Consider the following 22,736-nt stretch of genomic DNA (forward strand, 5'->3'; position numbering starts at 1 on the left):
CGCAGGCGCGAAAAATACTGGCAATTACTGGACTTCACTGGAACGCCCGTTTACGCTGCTTCCCGTGACAGAGTCCGCGGAACAGCTCGAGTCCCGCATTGCCGATCTACGCGCCGCCGTGCGCCGCGCCGTATCGACCGGCGACCATGCAGCAGCCCGGCAGTTCCGCGCCGACCTCCGCGACGCGGAATCCGCTTGGGACGCAGTCGTTCTCGGACCGGTGGCACCTGCGGATCAGGGAACTCACGACTCTCTGGCCGTGCCGGTCCGCGAGCATGTCCACCGTGCCCTGATACTGCTGGGGGTCCCGTCCTCTCCGAAGCTGGTGCTGGCTGTCCATGAAGCCTTTTTCTCTGGTGATCTCGTTCCCGCGCGGCTCACGAGCCTGCGCCGCGACGAGGAACGTTCGTTCCGCGCCGCGCCGTTCTCCCGCCCGTACTACATCTGCTCCGCCCTCACCACCGACCTCCTGTCTCCTGCGCGCGGCCTGCTCGCGGTCAGCAGCTGGCCCTTGCCGCAGCGCATGATCGGCTCGCTGAGCCCCCGCGTCGACCTGCTGACGTCGGCGATCCGTCTGGCGCGCCATCTCGGCGAACAAGCCGAGCCGACCCCTGCGGCGCGCCGGGTCGTGTGGCGGCTGGCGAATTCGATTCCGGGCGTGGCAGGTTCCCCCGATGCGATCGATCCTGCAGCTGTGATCGATGCCGCTGGCAGGGAACTCGCGGTCCACAACGACGACGACGCGCGCCTGCGCGCCCAGGCCGCGCAGCGTGCAGCGCGGCAGCTCGACAACCCGGCGCAGCTTTTCGGCGCGCGGCTCGGTGTGGCAGACGAACGACGAAGCGAGGTGGGATGAATCCCTTGTCGGCTCGATTGGACGAGCTGCGCGGCACTGCCCCCGCGACCCGCCACAATGCCCGCACGATCGCGGCGCTCACTGCGAACCCCGGTTGCGCCCGCCGCGCCCTGCTCGACGCGGCCGCGGTCGACAAGGCCGCCATCGCCCGTGAACTCGGCTACCCACCCCAGTTCGGCCAGTCCCAGTTCGCCATCACCCGCGGCAATTCCTTCGAGGCCATGGTCAAAGGCAACGGCTGTGCCGAACTCCTGGCTCTGCTGCGCGACACATTGGGCCTCACCATCCCCGAAGTCGCCTACCACGATCTCAATTCCGTCGGCGGCAACGCGAGCAATGTCGTGCGTTACCAGCGCACCCGTCAACTGCTGTCGCATGCGGTGCGATCCGGTGAGGGCACCCTCTTCGACCACCCCATGCTGCGTCTCGACATCGCCGGCGCGACGGCCTATTTGGAGCCCGACGTGGTCGCGCTGCAGATCGCGGGGCAGTTCCACGTCGTGGAGATCAAATCGTTCCCGGTAGTCGACGGCCAGGCCGACCCCGCCCAGGTCGCGGCTGCAGCCCGCCAGTCCGCCGTCTACGTGATCGCGCTGCGTCGCTTGATGGAAGACATCGGCGCCGACGCGAACCGTGTCGCGCACAGGGTGATCCTGGTGTGCACCAGGGATTTCACCAATCGCCCCACCGCCGAGTTCGTCGACCTGCGCAGGCAGCTCTCGGTCGTCTCCCGCCAGCTCTCGCGTCTCACTTCCATCGCGAACCTTGTCGAAATCGTTCCCGGCGGTGCCACTTTCACCCCTGGTCCCGACCTCGAGAAGACTGTCGCCGCGATTCCCGCTCGCTACGTCCCCGAGTGCATCTCCTCGTGCGAATTGGCTTTCGCCTGCCGCGCCGAGGCCCGCGCCTGCGGTTCGGTCGATGCCCTCGGCCGCGGCGTCTGCGACGAACTCGGCGGCCTCGACAACATCGACACCGTCCTCGCTCTCGCCGAGGGGGTCTTGCCGCCGGGCCCGGACCAGCAGGACATCACCGACCTGCTGCGCACCGCGCATCGACTGCGGCTGGAGATCGCCGGATGAGCGTCCTGACAGCCCTTGCCAAACTGGAGGCCACCCGCGCCGGCCGGGCGCAGCCCATCGCCGCCGTCGGCCACTGCCACCTCGCGGACAACCCCATGATCCTGATTCCGCTGAAACTGGCAGGCGAAGCCGCTGCACCACTGGCAGTGATGCTCGGCACCAACCCCGACGATGCGCAGCTGCTGGCGGTCCCGCAGCCTCGTGACCGCGTTCTCCGACTGGAGTTCGTCGTACAGCTGGCAGCCGTTGTCCTGCCCTATATTTCGTCGTTTGCCGAACGCACAGAGCAGATCACCAAGAAGGACCAGACCTTCGATCGTTGCCTCGACGCGCCGCAAATCTGGGTCCCCAACACCGGCGCGGTCGCCTTCCTGAAGCTCCTCGGCCGCTCCGTCCGCTTTTACACGACCGACGGCGCCAACCCCGTCCCCGAATCCATCCCGCTCCTGGGCCGCTGGCTCACCTGGTTCTGTGATCGCGCCGAACACCCGGGTTCCACTGTCCTGCAACCGATGACCACTGCTCTCTCAACCCACTGGACCACCGGTCAGTCCGCCCTCGAGGACGCCAACCTCACCGCCGTCCTCGGCTGGATCGCACCCCCACCCGGCCTTACCGGGCCCGAAGCCGCCGCCCGTGCCGAGGATCCGGTGAGCTGCCCACCGGCGGGCCCTGCCACCGACCCGGGATTCGACAACATCGTCCTGGCCGCGCTGATCACCGCCCACGACACCGCCCGCGACGACGTGTCGAAAGCCCTTGCCGCCCAACGCCTCGAACAGTCCCTGCGGACCCAGCTCACACCGACCTGGGCACTCATGTGGCAGGGCCTCGACCTCCTGCGCACCCTGCCGGAGGCCGCGCATGTCCCGCGCCGCTGGTCCGACGACGTCACCGCCTTCTCGTATTTCGTCGAATCCATCCCCGATGGCATCCCCCAGGCCCGCCGCGATTCGGCGGTGTCGGCGGTGCGCCGTCTGCTGAACCGCGAACGCGCGCTCGAAACCCTGCAGTCCGAACAGGCTTACGACGATCCATACGTGATGCTCGAATATCGCCTGATCGGAAATGCCTTCCACGGCATCGTCATCGATGCCGAACCCACCCGGACAACCAACCCCAACGGAAGGCGCGTGCTGCGCCCACTGCTGCGAGTGTCGACCACAGATCCCTTCACCCCCACCGTCGGCGACGAGCTGACGAGCATCGCCAACCCCGCCCAGAAAGCCACGGTGATAGACCTCGAGGCGGAGGTGATGGTCCTCGAACTCTCCGGCGGCATGGGCCGTAGTTCCACTGCTCCCGCGGCCGGCAGCGTCCCCGGCCCCGGTGACAACGTCGGTTTCGCCCGCTTCGGCCCGACCAGCTCGTCGCGTCCCGCGCAACTGCCCGCCCCCGAAGACACGCCCTGGACCCACGGCGGCCCACCTCCCGAATGGGCCCCGCCGGCCGACGACATCGAGGAGCGATGATGTCCTCCCCTGATCAGGCAGTCACCGGCATCCTCACCGACCTCGCCGACTCGTCCCACAAAGCGATCGTCGTCGACTCCCCACCCGGCGCAGGCAAATCCACCCTCGTCGTCCGTGCCGCCCGCCAGCTCGCCGCCGAGGACGGCACCCAGCAGATGATCGTCGCCCAGACCAACGAACAGGTCGATGACCTCATCGACCGCCTCGCCACCGCCGACCCCGCCCTGCCCATCGGCCGCCTCTCTGCGGCCGGTTATGAGGCCACCGAACGGGTCACCCGCCCCAACGTCGAGATCGCCACCAAGACAGCTGATCTTATCGCCAGCACCATCCTCGTCGGCACCGCCGCTAAATGGGCCACCGTGGATGATGGCACCTGGGAACATGCCATCGTCGACGAGGCCTACCAGATGCGTTCAGACATGCTCCTGCGCATAGCCGAACGCTTCGACCGCGGCCTCTTCGTTGGCGACCCCGGCCAACTCGATCCCTTCGCCACCGTCGAGACAGACCGCTGGGCTGGGCTCACCTGGGACCCGACGATGAGCGCAGTCACCGTGATGCTCGCCAACAACACAGACCGGGGTGTCCCCATCCACCGCCTCCCCGTCTCCTGGCGCCTGCCCGCGAGCGCGGCGCCGGTCGTCTCGAATGCCTTCTACCCCTTCACCCCCTTCGAAGCTGGCACCGAACCTGGCCAGCGCCGAATGGAATTCGCCACCCGAGGGCTGCGCAGCCCCGTCGATGCCGTTGTCGACGAGGCCGCCCACCACGGCTGGGGCTGGTACGAACTGCCCGCCCGCAACACCCTGCGCACCGACCGCCAAGCCGTCCACGCCGTGGCGGAAGTAGCCTGCCGCCTCCTCGAACGAGGCGCCACCGCCCACTCCGAACATGGCTCTCACCCCGTCACCGCCGATCGCGTCGCGGTTGGCACCGCGCATCGAGACCAAGCCGACGCGATCCGCACGGCCCTGCGCGGCACCATCGGCGAATCCGTCACGGTCGACACCGCCAACCGGCTGCAGGGCCGCGAATACGACGTAACCATTGTCCTGCATCCTCTTTCGGGCCGGCGCGACGCCGGCGCGTTCCATCTCGAGGCAGGGCGGCTGTGTGTGCTCACCTCACGGCACCGGCATGCGTGCATCGTGGTGGGGCGAGCGGGGATCGCAGAGCTATTGGATGCGCACCCGTCGGCCGAACCTGTCCACCTCGGTGTCAAGGTGAAGTTCCCTGATGGCTGGGAGGCCAATCAGGCCGTCCTCAGCCACCTGGCCGATCACCGCATCCCCTCGGCGACACACTGACCTTCATTACAAATATCGACCCACCGATCGCAAGGACATCATGGATCTCCGTACCGCCGTAGCCGACTTCGACCGCGCCTCAGTCGCAGAAGCCGTTGCCCGAGCTGAACAACAGCGTCAGCAGGTCCTCGACCTGTTCCCTCTGGACGGGTGGAGCTCACTTCCCCTCACCAGTTACGCCCTGGGGCTCGGCCGGGATGGCGACGAGATCGGCTACTCCCGGCTGATGGAATTCGTCACCACCGATCTCGGCAGCGTCAGCGGTGGCAGTGCGGGCAAGCACATGATGTTCAGGCACAACTCGGGTGAGTGGAGGCTCGCACCACCACTCGCCGGACTCGAGGTCGACGCAGCCTGGAAACGTTTGCGCGGCCAATTCGTTGCTGCATTCGACGCCGCCGGGCGCGCGGATTTCGCGGAGCTCGACGAGCTCGACGTTCTGTTGTCGGGCCAAATGGTCGTCACCAAGTCCCTCGCGGCCTACTTCCCTCAGCATTTCCTGCCGGTTTTCTCGGCCTCACACCTGCGCGCATTCATCGAAACACTTGGCGGCACCCCGGAGCGCAACGCTCCTGCGTGGCGCGCGAACCGCCAACTTCGCGCACTTATCGTCGATACTCCCGAGTTCGCGGGATGGGCACCGCAAGAGGTGATGCGATTCCTGTATAAGGAGTTCAACCCGAAGCCGCGCAAGCGCACCACCTGGAAGATTGCTCCAGGCAGGAATGCCGTGTACTGGGACGAGTGTCTCGCCGGAGGGTACATCTGCGTCGGCTGGGACGAGGTCGGCGATCTCACCCAATACACGAGTGATACCGAACTCAAAGAAGCCCTGGACGCGAGCCGCCCGGACGAAGGCACCGGTGGCAACCTCGTCAAAGCACGAAACCTATTGGCCTTCCGTGATTTGGAGCCTGGCGACCGAATCGTGGCCAACCGCGGGAAATCCCACGTACTCGCGATCGGCACCGTCACCGGCGGCTACCGCCGTGACGAATCGCGCCCGCATCAGCAGCACGTTGTCCCGGTCGAGTGGGATACTTCCTACCAGCAGGACCTTCCCGAACCGCAGAACGCCTGGGTTCCCACGTTCCACAAGGTGCCCGACAAGCTACTCACTCTCCTGCTCCGCGGCCCGAGCCAAAAGGCACCAGAAGTCGCCGAGAACACGATCATCGAACTCCCCGAAGATATTTCGCAGGTCCTCCTCGCGCTCGACCGCAAAGGCCAAGTGATCCTCCACGGCCCACCCGGCACCGGCAAGACCCGCCTCGCGATCAACGCCGCACTGGCAGCACACGGTCGTGGCGACCACATCGATTCTGCGGACCGCGCCAACGCCGTCGAAGCCATGCTCGACTCCGGTCGCACACGCATCGTCACCTTCCACCCGTCCTACGGCTACGAGGACTTCGTCGAAGGCTTCAAGCCCGCTCACCACCCCACCGGCGCAGGCCTGAACCTCGAACTCACCGACGGCCTGTTCCACAAACTCTGCGCGGCAGCCGCAGCGGCAGACGAGGACGAAACCTTCCTGCTGATCATCGACGAGATCAACCGAGGCGATCTCCCCCGCATCTTCGGCGAACTCATCACCCTCCTCGAATCCGACAAGCGCGGCATGAGCGTCGACCTCCCCATCAGCCAGCGCAAATTCACCGTCCCCCCGAACGTCCGCATCATCGGCACGATGAACACCGCCGACCGCAGTGTCAGCCACCTCGACGCCGCCATCCGCCGCCGCTTCGCCTTCCTCCACGTCAGCCCCGACCCGGACACCCTCTCCGGCGCCGTCGGCCCACTCGACCTGCCGGGATTCCTGTCGTCGCTGAACGACCGCATCACCGCCAGCCTCGACGCCGACCACCAGATCGGCCACGCATATCTGCTGCGCAACAACGACCCCGTCGCCACCGAGGAAGAACTCGCCGCCGCCTACTACCACGACATCCTCCCCCTCATCGAGGACTACTGCGTCGGCCGCGTCGAACTGCTCCGCCAGATCCTCGGCCGCCTCGTCGACGCGAATACCGGCCGCCCCGCCCACATCGCCGTCAGCGACCTGCCCAACGTGCTCGCCGATGAATTCACCGCAGGCGCACAGGATCTCGATGACTGACCATCACGAAATCCGCCTCGGCGAATACCGCTCGGTCACCGTGCCTGAGGACCTGCTCACCGAGCACGACCTCGCACGACTCCAGGTCTTGCAGCAACAACGCCGCTTCACCGTGACCCCCGACCGCCACGGATGGCTCCTCAAAGCCGAAGCGACAGTCGGGATCCTCACCCTCGACCGAATTCGCCTGGTGATCACCCCCAAGATGGCTTTCACCGGCGAATCCCTCATCCGCTGGCTGTGTTACGCGATGGCCACCCCGGTCCCCCACGAGGCGACCACCCGCGACTGGACCGTAGACCGCCACGGCTTCGCCGACATCGTCGCCGCCGCTCTGCTCGGCGAATGCCGAAACCTGTTACGCGACGGCCTGCGCCGCGAGTACGTCCGCCACAACGACGTCGTTCCGGTCCTCCGGGGCAGGTTCGACGCGGCAGCCCAGGCGACCCGGCGCTACGGCATGCTCGACCAACTGCATGTGCAAACGTTCGACCGCAGTGTCGAGATCTGGGAGAACCAGATCTGCGGCCACGCACTGCGCGCTGCGCGAACCATAGTGGGTGATCCACATCTGGCCCAGCAGATCGCCGCGATCGCGGTCGAATTCCCAGTCCACGGTTCGGTTTCCACTGCGCTACACGCCCTGAACCGGGCCAAGTACACCCGGCTGAATCGTCGCTACCAACCAGCGCACCTGTGGTCGGGTTTGGTATTGCGGGGTGGCGGTGTGGCGGACCTGCTCGCCGACACGGGGACAGCCGGCGAAAGCCTGCTGCTCGATATGCCCAGGCTTTGGGAGTCAGCCGTGGTCCGATTAATGGCGGATGCGGCCCCGGCAGGCGCACGGATTGTCCAGTCCACCGGCTCCAACGGAATCACAGTCCACGGCGACATCCAGAGCCGACCACCGTTTCGGCCCGACGTCCTCCTCCAGCTCCCCAACGCCGGAAACGAACGCACATTCTTCCCTGTAGACGCGAAATACAAGCCGTATGAGTCCCGCATTGTGTCGGCCGCCGACGTGCATCAATTGCTCACCTACGTCGCAGGGTTAGCGCCGGGTGCCGCGGCGTCTGCTGCCATCATCCACCCCGATCCGCGAGGGCATTCGCACCGTGTGCTCCGCGTGCGAACCAGCAGCCGGGATCTGGGTGCGATCCAAGTCGTCGGAATCCTCCCAAACGCCGACACCCGCTCGGCTGCCGCTTGGGTGCGATCAGCCTGCCTGGGGTACGGCTCGCTGGCTCGATTACCCGCTACACAGAGTCACCACCTGCCAAACCCGGCTAAACAGGTACAAGTGCGGTAAGGGCGCGCTTCATTGACTCGCATACCGCTCGGTGCTCACTGGAGATTCGTCTTGCCTGAACCCAGGCTGTCGGCTGATGACATCGCCTCCCACCTCGGAGTCACGAAGGACACAGTCTACGTGCGGATCGCCGAGAAAGGCCCGCCCACCCATAAGCTCGGCCGCCTTTGGAAGTTTCAGGCGAGCGAGGTCGACGAGTGGGAGCGCCGCGTCATCGAGCCAGCACGGCCCCCACCCGGAGTGACGCCGAATGCGGATGCCGCACGACTCCGTGAAGGCGGTCGCCCAACTTGCCCACCACGGGCGCCAACAGCAGCGTGGTTACGGCCATTGGGAGGGTGTCCCCTTAGCTCGACTATATCGTTTTGCTATACATGCAGGAGAGGCGGTTGTTTGGCCTGCATTCGGCAGCCTGTGCCAGTTCCAAACCGACGCCGTGTGGGATCCACGCAATTCGATCTGTGACCTGATCGTGAAAGCTGCGGCCTGGCGCGTCGAATAACTCGACGGCGAGACGATACCCATCGCACGAACACTGCAACCACCAATCGGCACTACATCGACGAGCCGACCGAGGCCCCAGATTTCACGAACACCCTGGACCGTTTGGCCGGCTGAAAACGCGACATTTCCGCGACGCTCCCGGGCACAAACGAGGAAAACCAGGGTCGAACTGATACGTTCGCCCTGGTCACAGCTCCCCATCTGGACTCGAACCAGAAACCTGCCGTTTCTGAGTAGACGGTTTTTCTGAGTTCTCGAGAGTTCCCGAAAGTGCCCGTGAGCTGCACGGATGCCGGAAATTGGGATCCCAACGAATCCCGTTGAATCCGAACAATTCCCGCTGAAAGCGTGACGTTTGCGTGTCGTTGGTCGAGTGGCCCGAGAAGAGTCGGCAGTTCGCGTTGCCCCGAATCCAGGGCGGACCAGTTCCGATCGGGCCACTTCGATGGGCGCCACATCACCATCTTCTCGCCACCCGACCGCCGCGCCCGCCCTGGAGCGGAACCGCGACGGTCGATCAGCGACCACGCCAACCGGCCGACAGCCTTCCCTATCCGACCCGTCAGGAAGCGGTCACATGCAGCCGATCGGCAATACCGCCAACGTCTCACCTCGTCCACGAACCCTCGAACCTGCGTGCTCCCCACCACCTCCCGCAACGGGCGACGGACAGCCGAGAGCACATACCTTCTTCTGATGCGTCCTCATCACCGCCGCGACGGTGAGCGTCACAGGCAACGCCACCCATGCGGTCCTGCACGCGCCCGCCCTGCCGGCGATCGCAGCTGCGGTGCCCATCGTGCCGCCGGTCGCCCTGCTCGCCGCGGTGCACGGCGTCGCCGTCCTTGTCCACGCGCACTTCACCGCGCGCCTCACCCGCGCAATCGCCACCGTCATGACCCTGCTGATCGCGGCCGCCGCCTTCCGGCTGTCGTTCACTGCCCTGCGCGCACTGGCTCTGCTCGCTGGAGTCCCCGACAGCGAAGCATGGCTGTGGCCACTGATCATCGAAGGCTCGATGACCCAAGCCACCGTGGCGTTGCTCGCGCTCGCCCACTCGCAGGGCCGTGCACAAAAGCCCGCACAGCCCGGTTCCGACGAGTGCATCGACGCCGCCGACACGGACGCCGCACCGACCGATGAACGTCTCGACAGTGCGCACATCGTCGAAGACAAACCCGCCGTACACACGCGCAGATCGCTCGAATCGTGCGACGGTCAGTGGGCGAAGATGGCGCAGATGATCTGCGACCGAGACCGATCCCGGAACCGGGATCCAGACGTAGTCGCCGCCATCCTCACGCGCCACCACGAGGACGGACGAACGCCCACCCAGATCGCCCGCGAAGTCAACCGGAGTCGATCGGCGATCAGCAGGATCATCAGCCGCGCCGCACAGGTGCATCCGCGGGACTTCGGTGAGCACGCCCACCCGCAACACGCGCACCAACCAGACCGGGACGCGGACCCAGCCTGAGCCGGTTCGCACTGCGCGACTGGTCATAGTGCGTTGCCATCCACAATTCAGTCGGCCCCGAACTTCGGTGATGACCACCTACCACAGCCACGGTCTGCCCCTCGAAACCTACCGAAACCATTCGCCATTGCGAGGTCGATGAACCGACCATGCATGGCTCGTCGTCCAGGCGATGCCCGGAAATGCGGCAAGGACCCCGCCCGCATCGTCGCCAACGAGCCGATAGGACTCGTTGCCGAACGGCCGGAGAAGGAGATCCCGCCCAGGCCGTCACCACCAAAGCCACTGAGCCGCAAACAACTCGAAGCTAAAGCTCATGTCGCCGAACTCGAGGCGGAACTCGAAGTCGAGCGCCGTCGCGGCTCTTCGAAGAAGTAGCCTCCGGCGTGTCGCGAAACGACACACCGAAGACTTCAACACTCCAGCAATGCATCAGCAAACTTCATGGAGGTCTCCGCGGTCGCCCGAGACTGGAGCCAATACGCGGCCACACACCACCCGCAATAAGCAGTACTACCGGGCAGTACTACCGGAGTATCCCCGCCAGACTGCGGAATCCGGTCTCACCGGTGGTTGTCCATTGGCGAGGTCAGCCGATCGACACCAAGCGTGCTCCGCCGTCGGCTTCGACGATCGTGCCGGTCATGTTGGGGTGGCGACAGTGACGACGATATCGGCGGTGGCGATCCGGCGGCGGACCAGCAGGGCCTGTGCCGCCTGCGCGAAGTGCCGAGCGTCGTCCGAGACGTTCTTTGTCGCGGCCGACGACATGCACGTTCGCGCCGCGCGCCTGTCCCAGGCCCGTCGTCGCGCTCCGCCTGCCTCGGGCGTCAGCGGAGTCCCGAGACGGGCCCGGGCGTCCCTCTGTCTACGGGCGGACGGTGAGCACCAGCTTGCCCGTGGCGCGGCCCGTCTCGCCCTGCGCGTGGGCCTTGGCGGCCTCGGCGAGCGGGTACATGCTGGAGACGTGCGGGCGCAGCTGGCCGGACTCGGCGAGCGCGGCGATGCCGGCCATGCCCGCCTGGTCGTGCTCAACGAACACGGCCGCAGCGCGCACCCCCAGCTCGGTGGCGCGCTCGTTCACTTCATCGAAGTCGACGGGCAGGCTCGAGACCAGAACGCCGCCCGGCCTGAGCGTGTCCAGGGAGCGGAGCCGGTCGGCAGCGCCGACCAGGTCGAGGACCACGTCGATGTCGTGAGCCTGCTTCACGAAGTCCGTGGTGCGGTAGTCGATGACCTCGTCCGCGCCCAGGCCGCGCACGAGGTCGTGCTTGTCGGCGGACGCCGTGCCGATGACGTACGCGCCGCGCGCCTTGGCGATCTGCACCGCGACATGCCCGATACCGCCGGCCGCTCCGAGCACCAGCACCCGCTGTCGCGGCTGTAGGTGAGCGGTGTCGACGAGGGTCTGCCAGGCGACCAGCGCGACCATCGGCAGCGACGCGGCCTCGACGTGGCTCAGCGTGGCGGGCTTGGGTACGAAGGCGCGGGTGGGGCCGGTGACGTACTCGGCGTATGCACCGGCCCCGTGTGGGTAGGGCAGCATGCCGAACACCTCGTCGCCGGGCTTGAAGAGCGAGACACCGAGGCCGACCGCCTCGACGACACCGGACACGTCCCAGCCGAGCGTGAACGGCGGCTCGCCCAGGAAGAGGCCGAGCCTGCGGTGCATCCAGTCGGTGGGGTTGACACCGGCGGCGTAGACGGCGACGAGGATCTCGCCGCCGCCGGGCTCCGGGCGCTCGAGCTCGGCCTCCTGGAGGACCTCCGGCCCCCCGAGGGTGTCCTGGCTGATGGCCCGCATCATGTTCTTGGTCACGGAGCAAACGTATGGCAACTGCCTGGGCTTGGGCAATGGCAAGATGGTCAATAACCGATAGAATCATGCCATGCCTGCGATGGAGTCCCGCACCGTCCTCAAGCCGCCGCACCGCGTCGTCGTCCTCGCCCTCGACGGCGTGTACCCCTTCGAGCTGGGCATCCCCGACCGGGTCTTCGGCGGGATCGAGGGGGCGTACGAAGTGGTGACGTGCGCGGCGACGGACGATCACACGGTCGCGACCAACACCGACTTCACCCTCACCCTCGAACACGGGCCCGAGGCGCTGGAGAGCGCCGACACGGTCGTCGTCCCGCCGTACGACCTGTGTCGTTTCACAGCCGACTTGCCGGAGCCGGTGCGCGCCGCGCTCGCCCGCATCCGCCCCGGCACCCGCATCGTCTCCCTCTGCACCGGCGCGTTCACCCTGGCCGCAGCCGGGCTGCTCGACGGCCGGCCCGCGACGACGCACTGGGCGCTCGCGGACCTGTTCCGCCGGATGTTCCCCCAAGTCGCCCTGGACCCCGAGGTGTTGTTCGTCGACGACGGCGACGTGCTCACCTCGGCGGGGGTCGCGTCCGGAATCGACGTGTGCCTGCACCTGGTGCGCTCCGACCACGGCAGCGCCGTCGCAAACCAGGTCGCCCGGCAGTGTGTCGTGCCGCCCTGGCGCGAGGGCGGTCAGGCCCAGTACATCGTCCAGCCCATGCCTGCGGACGGCGCCAGCGGTACCGACGCGACCCGCGCCTGGGCCCTGGAGCACCTCAACCGGCCGCTCGCCCTGCGGGAGCTGGCCGCGCACGCCCGGATGAGCCCGCGCACGTTCGCCCGCCGCTTCCAGGAGGAGACGGGCACGAGCCCCGGCCGCTGGCTGATCCAGCAGCGGGTGCACCGCGCCCGCCACCTTCTGGAGACCGGCGACCTCCCGGTCGACCGGATCGCGGCGGAAGTCGGCTTCGCCACGGGGACGTCGTTGCGGCAGCACCTGCATGCGGCGATCGGGGTATCGCCCCAGGCGTACCGGAACACGTTCCGGGTCCGGAGCGGGGTGCCGAGCGAGGCGTGAGCGCCCCAGCGTCCAGCTCGGCGGGCCGAATGTGAACCCGGACAACAACCGCCGCTACGGCGAGACGCGAACCAACGAGAAAGTTCAGCACGAAGCCGACCGCCGCTGGTGGCCGATCGCGCAGGTCCGCCGTCGGCACTTGAGGGCGATCGTCTACGTCGTCGACGGCGCCGTAGCCCGTGTCCGCGCCGTCGACCCCGACATCGAATGGAGCGAAGACGACGACCGCGGCTACGCCGAGCTCGGCAAGGCCCTGTCCAAACCGCTCACTGATCTCGAGATCGCCCGCAAGCTCCCGGCCCTCGGCATTCATTCAGCTCGGCGACGAACGCCCCCACGTCAAAGGCAAACTCCGCGAACAGATTCCGCTCTGACCCGAGCGACATCCGATCACCGAGCCGACCTGCGCCAGCTGACCAGCAGCTACGCCACATCCGCCTGATTTTCGGCGAGTCCAGGACCCGAACACACACGCCCAGACTGGAGCCAAACCGTCTCCGAGTAGACCCGCCGACGGGGAATATGCACCGCCCGAATATTTGCCTGCACCATTACACAATTAGATAACGACCCGGCAATGGAGACTCGATGCGGCACCATGATCCGCATCCCAGCGATGGAAGGCTCGACAATCGGAAGTCGGCTGCGAATGGTTGTGATGCGCACATCCGGCGCCCCGAGGAGGACAGCGTGGCAGACGAACTGGCCCGCCCGGATGCCGACGGCAGTCTCGGCCGTGCCTTGGCCGCCCACGGTCCGCGGGGTTGGCAGCGCGTCGACGCGGTGTTCGCGATGACGGTCGCCGCGGAGACCGGCCACCTGACGTATTCCGTCGGCCGCCAGACGATACCGATGAATCCGTCGGACACGATATTCGCCTTCGTCCGGGAGCAGCGGGCGATCGCGGCTCGGTCGGACCGGGGACCGTGATGGCGGGTCGGGCGGCGCCGACTGCCGCCGATGCGGCGGCCGGGGTGGCGCGCGAGGAGGGCATCGCCGGAGGCCAACGAGAGGAAGTAGCCGGCTCCTTCCCTCTTCCCGGCGACAGCGCGGCCAGCGAAAAGCTGCGAGAGATCTTCAGCCGACCCGACGACGAAGACGAGGCCGCGGCAGGCGGCGCACCCACACCGCATCCCGCCGCCCACCCGGAGAAGGGGACCCCGGCTTCAGTTGTGTCGGTTGTAGACGTCGGTGCCGAAGCGGGGGAGTCCGGGTGAGGCCGCGTAACCCAGGTACGGTAGGCCGAACAGGTCCTCGATGCTGGCCAGCATCGAGTAGTGGTTGTAGGGCGTGTCAGTCCAGGTGTTCGGGGTGATGAACTTCGGCGAGACGGCCAGCGCGCCGACCCGGCCGCCGCCGAGTCCGGTCAGCCCGGGTAGTGCGCTGTTCGGGCCCGGTCCCTCACCGCAGCATGCCGAGGCGTCCTGCTGTGGACCGTCGGACTCGTCGAAGGTGATGATCAGTAGGCCGTCCTGCTTGAATGCGGGTGACGAGGTGATCACCGGAACCCACTGTTGCAGCCAGGCATCGGCCGAGACCAGTCCGCCCGGGGCGCCGTTCACGCAGGGCGCGTCGTGGCCGTCGTTGCAGAGGTTCGGAGTGATGTAGGAGAAGTTCGGTGTCGTGTCCGGCTGCGCGAGATCGGTTTTCAGCGCGCTCAGGTCGACCACCTGCGTCTGGCAGGCAGGCGAGTCGATGATCTCGTGGAAGTACATGAACGGGTTGTGCCGCACCGCATACTGATTGGTGGCCGTAGCCTTCTGCGTCGGATCCTGGCTGCCGATGGCGGGGTGCCGGCACGGCGTGCCCATGTCCTCCATGTAGCCCTTCCAGCTACGGCCGGTGGCGCCGAGCTGACCCGCCAGAGTCGGCACCGAACTCGGGTACACGCAGCCCTGTCCCACTGCCTGACCGGGCGGCACCGTACCGGCTCCGACGAAGTCGCTGTAGACCTGGCAGTCGCCCTGGGTGTCGGCGTTCGGGCCCTGGCCGGACATCTGCGCAATGTAGTTGTCCAAACTGAAATGCCCGATGCCGAAGTACTGCGAGAGCAGCACCCCCTGCGAACGCAGGGTGTTGCTGAGGTACGGTGCGACCGAGTTCGGGCCCCAGGTCTCGTCGTAGTTCTTGTTCTCCAACTGGATAACGAACACGTGCCCGACGGAACCGGGAGCGGGGTTGGCCTCCGCTGTCCCGCCGACACCCACTGCGGCAGCGCCCAGAACAAGTGCCGCGGTGAGGGCCGCGACCTGCGAACAACGCGAAACAAGCTGTCGCACTGCTGATTTCATCAGAAACTCCATCCGAGAGAAGCGCCCAAGGCGCGCAGCGCATTCCACTGCTCGAAGTCGGCGACCACCGCGGGAGTGCAGACACCGCCGATGAATGGCGGGACATTCCATTGCGGCGCAGCCGCATTCGGCGAGCTGGAGAAGTCCAGCACCTCGGCGATGTTACGTGCCGCCGCGTCCCTTGGCGTCAGCGCTGGCAGACCCCATCGCCATTCGATCGCCTTGAGTACCGAAGTGTGGTCGTAAACCCCGTGCGCCACATGACCGCGGCGGGCCAGCGGGGAGATGATCAGGCACGGCACCCGGAAACCGCGTAACCCCCAATCGGGATTGGCGTCAGGCGCGACCTCCGGCGGCACATGATCGAAGAATCCGCCCCACTCGTCGTAATTGATCACGAGCAGCGTCCGCGCCCACGCCGGGCTCTTCGTGACTGCCTGGTAGACCTGGTTGAGGAAGCCCTGTCCGGCCCGGATGTCGGCATGCGGGTGATCGTCGGCAGAGGTGCCGGTGTCCTCGTCGAGGAATTTCGGGTCTACGAAGGAGACCTGCGGCAACGTGCCGGCCGCGCAGTCGGTCAGGAATGCCGAGAACGGCCGGCTGATCGACTGATACTTCGTGCCCCACAACACTGTGAACGGGACATCGGTGTAGTAGTAGCGGCCGTCCAGGCCCGCCGCGGCCAGCCGATCCCAGATGGTCGGCAGCGTCGAAACGGTGGTCGAGTTGTGGATCCGATCCGTCTGCGCCGCATGCTGATAGAAGCGATTCGGGTAGGTCTCGGCCATGATGGCCGAGAAGTAGTTGTCGCAGACCGTCCAGGCCGGTGCGGCGTTGCGGTAGAACCCGAGGTCCTCGGGGAGGTAGTAGCCGATGGAGAAGACATCGTTCTGCCCTGCGCGCAACCAGCCGTCGCAGGCGCCGTTGTTGTATTCGATGCGACCGCCTTCGAAGGAATGATCGGGGTCGTTGTAGCTACAGCCCTGGGTCGTGGTCAGGTGGAAAGTGTCGTGCGCCACGTTGTTTCGGTCGAGGAAGGTGAGCCCCGATTGCTTGCCGTCGGCACCGGGCAGCCAGCCCAGGTAATGATCAAATGACCGATTTTCCATCATCACCACGACGATGTGATCGATACCGGAGGCGGCGGGATCGGGCAGCGATGGCGCCGCCTGTGCAGGTCGAGTGCCTATCGCCATCCCGACGGCGGCAGTTGCGGCGCCGGCCAGGACGGCACGGCGCGAGGTGGAGCGTCGATGAAAAATTGTCACGCCATTAGCATCGCGGCGAGTCTTACTGGCGGGTAGCTATAAGTATCCGACCTGTCGACGCTCCAATGAACACCAGGGTCGGCCGCCGGGCGCCTTATACTTATTCTGCCAATGTGACAGAAGTACCGGCGCGTTCGGCACGACCATTCCGGCGGCGCGTGCCGCTGGTGGCCGTCGGTGCAGTGCTGGCGGCGGCTGGGGCCGCTACCCGACCGTTCAGTTGGTCGGCAACTGTGCTGGTGGTGATGGCGGTGGCTGTGGTTTCGGTGCTGGCCTGGCGGGTGAGGCCTGAGCAGATTCCTCGCACCGCCCGGCTGCGGCGCGGCGCGGTCCTCTGGTCGACGCTGCTGGTCGTGGCGTCGGTGTGGGAGGTGTACGCATTTGCGCGGCAACCTGATTGGACCCGGCCGAGTGACGAACACCCGACATTGTCGACGTTTGGGTCCGGCACTCGAGCACGGGCCGCTGCGGTTCGCGGGATGGCTGGTGTGGCTGGGTGTCGGCTGGTGGCTGGTGTCGAGATGAGTGATCGGGAGATTGTCATCGTCGGGTTCGTGCTGGTGCTGGTGGCCGTGCTCGGCGGTCGTGGTCACGAATGTGCGCCGGGATCTGGTCGCGCCCGTGGCTGAAACGATCGCGTACCTCACCCGCACTCGGGCGGCGAGGATTGCCGCTGTGCTCGTGTGGGGATGGGTTGGCTGGCACTTTCTCGCGCGGTAGGGCGGGCTGGGACCGGACCCCGCGTGTTGCGGTTCAGCGGTACCGCGTGTCCTGATCTAAGGGGTTCAAGTCCCACCTGCACTCGTCTTTCCGACACATCCGCCAACTTCCACTCTCCGAGACTCGGCAGCAGCATCCGCCGCCGAACTGCGACTCCGCCAACGACCGAGCAACCATGGTCACCACTGCGAGCCAGAACCTTCTGCCCCGGGCACTCACCAACGACCGGCCAAGCCCATCGACGACACCATCGGGCCCGAACTCAGATCATCATCACCATTCCCACTCCCCCGCTTCGACACCGGCTTGGCCTAACGGGCCGGACGGAGGAACGCTGAACCTCAGCGGGCATAGCGCCGCCGGTCCAGGTACCCGCCTGACGGTCGTAGCACACCCAGAGGCCGAAGAGTGGTCCGGAACGCATGACTGCACGAGGCGGGCCGAGTTCGCTTATGCTCCGGTACTTGAGTTCCCCTCGGGCGGCGTTTCACAGAATTCCGACGATCGGCGGCCCGCGATCGGTCGCCAGGCCCGCTGTCGTATGGAGCCGGTTCGTGAGCTGCGGGTTTGCTATTGAAATACCGGGACAGTTTCACCGTGTCGTTAGAATTGAGCCATGAGCAATCCGATGACGCAGCCACCGGGATCCGAGTGGTCCCGGTTCAGCGGCGCCGTTGGAGGAGGACGTGCGGCTGACGCGCATTATCAGTCGGTCGTACAGCACGCGGATTTGCACTCTTCCTCGCCCGTCTTCAGGGATTTCGCCAGTTCGGTCATGAGGAGCCCGACATACACCGCAGCCCGCGACTACATCAACCACCAGATGCGGGTAGCTGCCGAGAAGGTCAGAACGCAGCCTTTCCGGATCGCCAGCGACTGGAAAATCGCCGAGGAGTGGAAGCGTCGCGGCTGGTTCAAGCAGCTTATGGAGGCTCGCCAGCATGCTCTCGATTGGCTGGAGAAGCCGATCAGGGTCTCCGGCCTGGCCCAAGCCCTGGAGAACTCCCCAGTCCGGCGGGTGACCGACGCCGCATCTACACTAGCCGCCACTCTTCGAGTGCAGCTCATGCGAAGGATGCGGTCGGCTCCTGCGCCCGGCGACGCCGTTACCTCCCATCCGCATCTCACACGTGGGCCCAACTTCCCCGCAAGCCACTTAGACCAACTAATGGCCTGCGGGATGCGCGTACACGTGTCGTAACGACCTGCGCGTAATCCTGCACCAGATGCAGGAGTTATACGCAATGAACATTTCTAGTCTCATTTCTCGGGTGCTGGAGGTCTGCCCCGAGCCCACCGCGACGCTGGCCAGCGCTGCCGTTGTCTGTATCGCCGTCCTTCCCGTGCTTGTCCTCACCGGACTTGTCGCAGTCGCCGCGTTCGTGGCGCTGATGGCCAGCGATGTCCGGTGCGTCCACGCGCGTGGAGTACTCGGCGATCTGCTCAACGCTCTGCTGGCGCTGCTTCGCGGACGCAAGCAGTGAGCGCGGGCCGGGGTCGCGGTCGCCCAATGCAGTGCCCCCTCAAGGTCCTTCGCTACGTCGTGGAACTTCGTATCGCCGGCCTTTCGCTGCGACAGATCGCGGCGCGCCTGACCGCCGAGAAGGTTCCGACCCCGACCGGCAAATCGCCGCACTGGGCACACTCCCATGTCGACCGGCTACTGCTCACGAAGTCGGGAAAGGAACTGGCTCACCAGCTTTCGTCTGCCGCCCGCACAGACCAGGCAGGAGGCAGTGCCTCTCGGCGGAATCGAGCACAGAGAACGATATCGGCTACTAGGACGTCCTCGTATGCGGCGTCGCGAGGCGCGCTCAGGCGCCACGCCGCGGGAATGTCACGACACGGGCGACGCCTCGGCAGGATGCCGGGAGGTTGCCGAGTCAATCGACGGCGACAGCCAATTCAGGTTGGGCTACGCGACGATCGTCGACACCCAGTCTGTGTGCACGCTCAACTGCACGTGATCCGGAATATCCGCGTCACGAAATGCGACGTGCCCTTCGAGCGTGAGATGTCCGCCGGTGCATGGAAGATCACGTAGAGAAGGCGGCGGGATATCGGACCGGAGGCTGCTGTCGGTACGGGGACGAGGCAAACCGCGCCCGACGGGAGTCGGGCGCGACTTGGTTGCCGAGATCGACGAAGCTCCGGCCGGGCACACCCCACCACGGCACAGGGCGAACCGCCACGCCGCAGAACTCGAGAACTGAGCTCGCGCGCGTTGCCGCCAGCGCGGCATTACTTCCCGTTCCAGGCATCCTGGTGACCGCAAGCCCATCGCCGGATACCCGATTATGTCGGTGACGGTCCTCATCATTGGAGGATGAACGATGCACAAACGATTGCCGAGGAAGTGTTCGAATCGCTTCGGCGCCATGTCCTTATGGCCAGGCTCTCGCCCGCCGGAGGTGCGACGTTCGCCATCCTGAAGCTCAGGCAGTCGTACTCGGTGAGTCGCAACCGCCCGCTCTACTTCGACCTTGCGCATCCCGAGAAGGGCATGGACCTCGTGACCGAACCGTCTCTGTCGACGATCCAGGTGGATAACCAGACCAGGGCATTCGGGCCGGGCGGGGAGTACTACCGCTGGTTCAACCGGGCGTGGATCCCGTCCTTCTACGAGGAGTGGGACGGGTACCACAAGCCGCGGATCGCGCCTCTTCTCGGGAAGCGCAGCCCAAACGATGTCAAGATCGGCTACTTCGGCGACCTGCGACTTCTGCGCCACGACATCATCCACCACAAGGCTGTGACCAAAGATGCGGTGAGCGCGAAGTGTGTGGTGCTGAAGTGGTTCGACAAAGACGAGGAGATCACCCTCGGCCACAGCCACTACGCCGAGCTATTCAAGCTGTTCCCGTGGGAGAAACTCGGCGCGGTGCCGCCGCCGCCACCTCCCCCGGCACCGGTAGACACCAGGCTGCCATCCACACCGCTCGATACCCTCATACAACTGCGGCAGAACCCCGGCTACTTCTTCGGCTGATCTCCTCCGCCCCAGCCGAAGCAGGTGGTGACCACCGACAGCAAGCGGGCCCGCCCGCGGCCATACTGACCGTCTCTTACGGTCAGGGCCTCGGCCGGCGCGCGTGGGAAGCCACCGCTCCAAATGGTCCAACTGCCGATCACGGTCGGGCAGCACGCCGTGAGCGATCAGCAGCTGGCGCGGGTAGTGGGTCCGCAGCCCCGGTGCGATGTGATCGAGGGGGTCATGGGCGACCGGGCCCTCGGCGGACGCGACCGCTGTCAGTCAGTGCCATCCACTCCCGCTTCACACGAACCAGGCAGAATCTCCTCGCCGAAGAGGGCCGTGAGGAATCGACGACGATCGGCCCGACCCCCGCCCCGGCCGATTCCGATGATCGTCTGTGGGGACACGCTGCTAGCCGCCGTGCCCGCGCGGACATATGTATTCAGCGCGGAATGCGCCCAGGGTGGACAGTCTGTACACCGATCAGCACACCGCCGCGATCGTGGCTCTGATCATCGGCGAGATAGCGCTGCCGATCGCGATTTGCGCCACGCACAATCCGGTGCCGGTCTGGCGAGCGGCAGAAACCGACGCAGCTGCCGCGAAGACAAGCTAATCCGGCTTCGGATGGACGAAACCCGCTCCAACCGTTAACGTCCCAATGAAAACCACTGTTCACGACCGGTCCCATCCTTGTAGCGCCCCGCCGAGGGCACGAACATGCGACGCTTCAGACTTAACCCATCCCAAAGTGACCATCGACCCACTACACACGGTGGCGACGACGGTGGCGGGACGATCGAGCCCCTGCCGCCGCAAGCCGGGCAGGCCGGTACCGAGAGTGCGTCCGAGAATGGCAGCGATGCTGTGGTCGTCCCCGTCGCTGCAACATGGCAACTGAGAAGGGCCGGGACCCGTACCAGTGCCAGCTCGGCCGCTGTAGCCAGACGATCACCAGGATCGAGCGGGCCACAGCTACCAGGGCTTTGGCCTTCCCTCTGCGTTTGACGATGCGCCGGTATTTCTCGCCGAGGAAGGTGTTGGTGCGCGCGGCCGCGGCCGCGGCCTCCCCGAGCGCGCCCTTGAGATACGGGTTGCCCCTGCCGGTCGTGCCGCCCTGGTATTTGGCGCCGGATTGGATGGTGCGTGGGGACAGTTTCGCCCACGACGCCAAGTGGGCGGCGGTGGGGAACACGGTCATGTCCACGCCGATCTCGGCGATAACGAGCTGGGCGTTCAGCGGCCCGATGCCGGTGACCTCGTCGAGATGCTCGACCAGGGTCGTCGCGGTGATCAACGTCGTGGGACCGTCGAGGCTCTCATCGTCATCGTCATCGGCAACGTCGATGACGATGGCATCGAGCAGTGACTCGATCCGGGCGCCGATCGTGTCGATCTGGGCGCTGAGTGCGTCGATTTGGTCGAGCAGCATCCGCGCCAACTCGGCGTGGTGGTCGTCGAACCGCCCAGTCAGGGCCTCGACCAGAGCATCGTGTTTGAGCCGCATCACTCCGCGCGCCAACTCCGCCAACACCCGCGGGTCGCGTTCGCCGTTGATCAGCGCCTCGATCATTTTCCGGCACGACACCGTGTTCAGCGACGACGCCACCGACGCCAGCCGACGCGCGGAATCAAGTTGACGACTCGAAAGGTGCTTGTACCGAGTACCAGGAAGATCCTCCCCGCAGTGATGAGTCCCAATGAGATCAGTAGTAGCGCAACAACTATCAATGCGCCCCGATCCATTTGTATTCAGGCGGTGTTCGGTAACGCTTGCCAATCATCCGTTCACCGTCACGGAGCGCCAGTTGCTGCTCACGGTGCAGAACGGAGACATCATGCGGCCGTAGGTGATTCAGTAACACTCGGTCGCTCCGACCACGGCGGAGGGGTCAGCATCGCCTTGATGCTGGCAATGGTTGCTGTCTCGCGGTGCTTCGGGTCGGCGCTGAGGTACTGCATGGTGGCCAGCAGTGCGTTGGGTTCGACACTGAACCAGGTGACGCTGAGCTGCCACTGGTTGTTGATCGTTGTGGCGGCGTCTTCTCGGCTCGGCGAAGAATGGGCTGTGACCGACTCCGGCGGGCAGATGAAGGTGATCACTGGCAACGGCGTGCTCGTTTGGCGAGTGGTGTCGCGTTGCAATGTGAGCGTGCTGACGCTGTCCCAGCGGTATTCCCGATCGAAACCAACTCGTGGCAGCCGGTTTACAACACGAAAAGTCTTTGTGTCGAAGACGAGATGGGCTGCGCCTGCGCTGACGAGAAGCATCGAAATCGACAGTAGGGCAACGAATGTCAATACACCGCCGGCTGCGATGAACCACCCGGGCGTCGCAGTTGTCAGGCCGCTGCAGATCGTCATGACGCCAGCGATGCCGAACAACAAGAACATGTGAAATTGCGGGCTTAGCCATGGGCTGTAACGGAGCACAAATCGACCGGCGCCATCGGCGGAAACGGCCGGCCG

Annotated in this window: 26 protein-coding genes; 20 read left to right on the forward strand and 6 right to left on the reverse strand. The window is 65.9% G+C overall.

The genetic code is table 11. From position 1 onward, the window contains the following. Nucleotides 1-64: 64 nt before the first annotated feature. The 9 genes from ACV7NQ_RS41990 to ACV7NQ_RS42030 all read left to right on the forward strand — a co-directional run bounded on the left by ACV7NQ_RS41990 (nucleotide 65) and on the right by ACV7NQ_RS42030 (nucleotide 10,507). Nucleotides 65-856 (forward strand): hypothetical protein, encoded by a 792-nt coding sequence (locus ACV7NQ_RS41990; RefSeq protein ID WP_463364576.1) that lies wholly within the window; start codon nucleotides 65-67, stop codon nucleotides 854-856. Beyond that, entirely contained in the window at nucleotides 853-1,938 is a 1,086-nt protein-coding gene (locus ACV7NQ_RS41995) for a hypothetical protein (RefSeq protein WP_463364577.1), read from the forward strand. The genes ACV7NQ_RS41990 and ACV7NQ_RS41995 overlap by 4 nt, the downstream gene beginning before the upstream one ends. Then, nucleotides 1,935-3,410, forward strand: coding sequence for a hypothetical protein (locus ACV7NQ_RS42000; RefSeq protein WP_463364578.1), 1,476 nt, complete (start codon nucleotides 1,935-1,937; stop codon nucleotides 3,408-3,410). Before ACV7NQ_RS41995 ends, ACV7NQ_RS42000 begins: the two co-directional genes overlap by 4 nt. Further along, entirely contained in the window at nucleotides 3,410-4,720 is a 1,311-nt protein-coding gene (locus tag ACV7NQ_RS42005) for an AAA domain-containing protein (RefSeq protein WP_463364579.1), read from the forward strand. Before ACV7NQ_RS42000 ends, ACV7NQ_RS42005 begins: the two co-directional genes overlap by 1 nt. Nucleotides 4,721-4,760: 40 nt before the next feature. Further along, nucleotides 4,761-6,839, forward strand: coding sequence for an McrB family protein (locus tag ACV7NQ_RS42010; protein WP_463364580.1), 2,079 nt, complete (start codon nucleotides 4,761-4,763; stop codon nucleotides 6,837-6,839). After that, a complete protein-coding gene (locus tag ACV7NQ_RS42015) occupies nucleotides 6,832-8,148 on the forward strand; it encodes an McrC family protein (RefSeq protein ID WP_463364581.1) in 1,317 nt (438 codons plus the stop codon). The genes ACV7NQ_RS42010 and ACV7NQ_RS42015 overlap by 8 nt, the downstream gene beginning before the upstream one ends. A gap of 51 nt (nucleotides 8,149-8,199) precedes the next feature. Beyond that, nucleotides 8,200-8,613: an excisionase family DNA-binding protein gene (locus tag ACV7NQ_RS42020; RefSeq protein WP_463364582.1), complete on the forward strand. Its 414-nt coding sequence runs from the start codon at nucleotides 8,200-8,202 to the stop codon at nucleotides 8,611-8,613. Nucleotides 8,614-9,373: 760 nt separating this feature from the next. Next, nucleotides 9,374-10,129, forward strand: coding sequence for a helix-turn-helix domain-containing protein (locus ACV7NQ_RS42025; protein ID WP_463364583.1), 756 nt, complete (start codon nucleotides 9,374-9,376; stop codon nucleotides 10,127-10,129). Between the two features lie 153 nt (nucleotides 10,130-10,282). Further along, the gene (locus ACV7NQ_RS42030) at nucleotides 10,283-10,507 is read left to right on the forward strand and encodes a hypothetical protein (protein WP_463364584.1); all 225 of its coding nucleotides are present in this window, start codon (nucleotides 10,283-10,285) and stop codon (nucleotides 10,505-10,507) included. 264 nt (nucleotides 10,508-10,771) lie between these two features. Here the strand turns inward: ACV7NQ_RS42030 and ACV7NQ_RS42035 are convergent, their stop codons facing one another. Together ACV7NQ_RS42035 and ACV7NQ_RS42040 are read right to left on the reverse strand one after the other, a co-directional pair. Further along, complete coding sequence (locus ACV7NQ_RS42035) at nucleotides 10,772-10,900, reverse strand: hypothetical protein (RefSeq protein ID WP_463364585.1); 129 nt, start codon at nucleotides 10,898-10,900, stop codon at nucleotides 10,772-10,774. A gap of 97 nt (nucleotides 10,901-10,997) precedes the next feature. Beyond that, on the reverse strand, nucleotides 10,998-11,948 hold the full coding sequence (locus tag ACV7NQ_RS42040; protein WP_463364586.1) for an NADP-dependent oxidoreductase: 951 nt from the start codon (nucleotides 11,946-11,948) through the stop codon (nucleotides 10,998-11,000). Nucleotides 11,949-12,027: 79 nt separating this feature from the next. Here ACV7NQ_RS42040 and ACV7NQ_RS42045 point away from each other — a divergent pair, with 79 nt between their 5' ends. From ACV7NQ_RS42045 to ACV7NQ_RS42060, 4 genes are all read left to right on the forward strand, one after another. Further along, nucleotides 12,028-13,014, forward strand: coding sequence for a GlxA family transcriptional regulator (locus ACV7NQ_RS42045; RefSeq protein ID WP_463366019.1), 987 nt, complete (start codon nucleotides 12,028-12,030; stop codon nucleotides 13,012-13,014). A 31-nt stretch (nucleotides 13,015-13,045) separates the two neighbouring features. Beyond that, nucleotides 13,046-13,456: a hypothetical protein gene (locus ACV7NQ_RS42050; protein ID WP_463364587.1), complete on the forward strand. Its 411-nt coding sequence runs from the start codon at nucleotides 13,046-13,048 to the stop codon at nucleotides 13,454-13,456. A gap of 248 nt (nucleotides 13,457-13,704) precedes the next feature. Continuing rightward, entirely contained in the window at nucleotides 13,705-13,944 is a 240-nt protein-coding gene (locus tag ACV7NQ_RS42055) for a hypothetical protein (protein WP_463364588.1), read from the forward strand. Continuing rightward, nucleotides 13,944-14,231, forward strand: coding sequence for a hypothetical protein (locus ACV7NQ_RS42060; protein WP_463364589.1), 288 nt, complete (start codon nucleotides 13,944-13,946; stop codon nucleotides 14,229-14,231). The genes ACV7NQ_RS42055 and ACV7NQ_RS42060 overlap by 1 nt, the downstream gene beginning before the upstream one ends. Here the strand turns inward: ACV7NQ_RS42060 and ACV7NQ_RS42065 are convergent. Beyond that, entirely contained in the window at nucleotides 14,181-15,305 is a 1,125-nt protein-coding gene (locus tag ACV7NQ_RS42065; RefSeq protein ID WP_463364590.1) for an alkaline phosphatase family protein, read from the reverse strand. The genes ACV7NQ_RS42060 and ACV7NQ_RS42065 overlap by 51 nt on opposite strands. Continuing rightward, complete coding sequence (locus ACV7NQ_RS42070) at nucleotides 15,305-16,573, reverse strand: alkaline phosphatase family protein (RefSeq protein WP_463364591.1); 1,269 nt, start codon at nucleotides 16,571-16,573, stop codon at nucleotides 15,305-15,307. The genes ACV7NQ_RS42065 and ACV7NQ_RS42070 overlap by 1 nt, the downstream gene beginning before the upstream one ends. Before the next feature lie 113 nt (nucleotides 16,574-16,686). Here ACV7NQ_RS42070 and ACV7NQ_RS42075 point away from each other — a divergent pair, with 113 nt between their 5' ends. The 7 genes from ACV7NQ_RS42075 (at nucleotide 16,687) to ACV7NQ_RS42105 (ending at nucleotide 20,883) form a co-directional block, all read left to right on the forward strand. After that, entirely contained in the window at nucleotides 16,687-17,202 is a 516-nt protein-coding gene (locus ACV7NQ_RS42075; RefSeq protein WP_463364592.1) for a hypothetical protein, read from the forward strand. Continuing rightward, on the forward strand, nucleotides 17,195-17,293 hold the full coding sequence (locus ACV7NQ_RS42080; protein ID WP_463364593.1) for a DUF6186 family protein: 99 nt from the start codon (nucleotides 17,195-17,197) through the stop codon (nucleotides 17,291-17,293). Before ACV7NQ_RS42075 ends, ACV7NQ_RS42080 begins: the two co-directional genes overlap by 8 nt. 775 nt (nucleotides 17,294-18,068) lie before the next feature. Continuing rightward, nucleotides 18,069-18,494 (forward strand): hypothetical protein, encoded by a 426-nt coding sequence (locus tag ACV7NQ_RS42085; protein ID WP_463364594.1) that lies wholly within the window; start codon nucleotides 18,069-18,071, stop codon nucleotides 18,492-18,494. A gap of 43 nt (nucleotides 18,495-18,537) precedes the next feature. Next, complete coding sequence (locus ACV7NQ_RS42090; RefSeq protein ID WP_463364595.1) at nucleotides 18,538-18,777, forward strand: hypothetical protein; 240 nt, start codon at nucleotides 18,538-18,540, stop codon at nucleotides 18,775-18,777. 26 nt (nucleotides 18,778-18,803) lie between these two features. After that, nucleotides 18,804-19,337, forward strand: coding sequence for a recombinase family protein (locus ACV7NQ_RS42095; protein WP_463364596.1), 534 nt, complete (start codon nucleotides 18,804-18,806; stop codon nucleotides 19,335-19,337). 282 nt (nucleotides 19,338-19,619) lie between these two features. Next, a complete protein-coding gene (locus ACV7NQ_RS42100) occupies nucleotides 19,620-20,282 on the forward strand; it encodes a hypothetical protein (protein WP_463364597.1) in 663 nt (220 codons plus the stop codon). A 448-nt stretch (nucleotides 20,283-20,730) separates the two neighbouring features. Then, nucleotides 20,731-20,883 (forward strand): hypothetical protein, encoded by a 153-nt coding sequence (locus ACV7NQ_RS42105; RefSeq protein ID WP_463364598.1) that lies wholly within the window; start codon nucleotides 20,731-20,733, stop codon nucleotides 20,881-20,883. Between the two features lie 150 nt (nucleotides 20,884-21,033). Here the strand turns inward: ACV7NQ_RS42105 and ACV7NQ_RS42110 are convergent, their stop codons facing one another. Both ACV7NQ_RS42110 and ACV7NQ_RS42115 read right to left on the reverse strand, forming a co-directional pair. Beyond that, on the reverse strand, nucleotides 21,034-21,876 hold the full coding sequence (locus ACV7NQ_RS42110) for a transposase (RefSeq protein WP_463364599.1): 843 nt from the start codon (nucleotides 21,874-21,876) through the stop codon (nucleotides 21,034-21,036). Nucleotides 21,877-22,103: 227 nt separating this feature from the next. Then, a complete protein-coding gene (locus tag ACV7NQ_RS42115; protein ID WP_463364600.1) occupies nucleotides 22,104-22,700 on the reverse strand; it encodes a hypothetical protein in 597 nt (198 codons plus the stop codon). Between the last annotated feature and the right edge of the window lie 36 nt (nucleotides 22,701-22,736).

It is taken from the genome of Nocardia sp. Tas62D01, from assembly GCF_055232035.1.

Excerpts from the sequence above, each read along its gene's own strand:
- ACV7NQ_RS42090 (WP_463364595.1), top strand. The coding sequence starts at position 18,538 with ATGAACATTTCTAGTCTCATTTCTCGGGTGCTGGAGGTCTGCCCCGAG.
- ACV7NQ_RS41995 (WP_463364577.1), top strand. The coding sequence starts at position 853 with ATGAATCCCTTGTCGGCTCGATTGGACGAGCTGCGCGGCACTGCCCCC.
- ACV7NQ_RS42030 (WP_463364584.1), top strand. The coding sequence starts at position 10,283 with ATGGCTCGTCGTCCAGGCGATGCCCGGAAATGCGGCAAGGACCCCGCC.
- ACV7NQ_RS42045 (WP_463366019.1), top strand. The coding sequence starts at position 12,028 with ATGGAGTCCCGCACCGTCCTCAAGCCGCCGCACCGCGTCGTCGTCCTC.
- ACV7NQ_RS42000 (WP_463364578.1), top strand. The coding sequence starts at position 1,935 with ATGAGCGTCCTGACAGCCCTTGCCAAACTGGAGGCCACCCGCGCCGGC.
- ACV7NQ_RS42060 (WP_463364589.1), top strand. The coding sequence starts at position 13,944 with ATGGCGGGTCGGGCGGCGCCGACTGCCGCCGATGCGGCGGCCGGGGTG.
- ACV7NQ_RS42095 (WP_463364596.1), top strand. The coding sequence starts at position 18,804 with ATGCAGTGCCCCCTCAAGGTCCTTCGCTACGTCGTGGAACTTCGTATC.
- ACV7NQ_RS42010 (WP_463364580.1), top strand. The coding sequence starts at position 4,761 with ATGGATCTCCGTACCGCCGTAGCCGACTTCGACCGCGCCTCAGTCGCA.
- ACV7NQ_RS42015 (WP_463364581.1), top strand. The coding sequence starts at position 6,832 with ATGACTGACCATCACGAAATCCGCCTCGGCGAATACCGCTCGGTCACC.
- ACV7NQ_RS42100 (WP_463364597.1), top strand. The coding sequence starts at position 19,620 with ATGAACGATGCACAAACGATTGCCGAGGAAGTGTTCGAATCGCTTCGG.
- ACV7NQ_RS42065 (WP_463364590.1), bottom strand. The coding sequence starts at position 15,305 with ATGAAATCAGCAGTGCGACAGCTTGTTTCGCGTTGTTCGCAGGTCGCG.
- ACV7NQ_RS42005 (WP_463364579.1), top strand. The coding sequence starts at position 3,410 with ATGTCCTCCCCTGATCAGGCAGTCACCGGCATCCTCACCGACCTCGCC.
- ACV7NQ_RS42085 (WP_463364594.1), top strand. The coding sequence starts at position 18,069 with ATGAGGAGCCCGACATACACCGCAGCCCGCGACTACATCAACCACCAG.
- ACV7NQ_RS42035 (WP_463364585.1), bottom strand. The coding sequence starts at position 10,900 with ATGTCGTCGGCCGCGACAAAGAACGTCTCGGACGACGCTCGGCACTTC.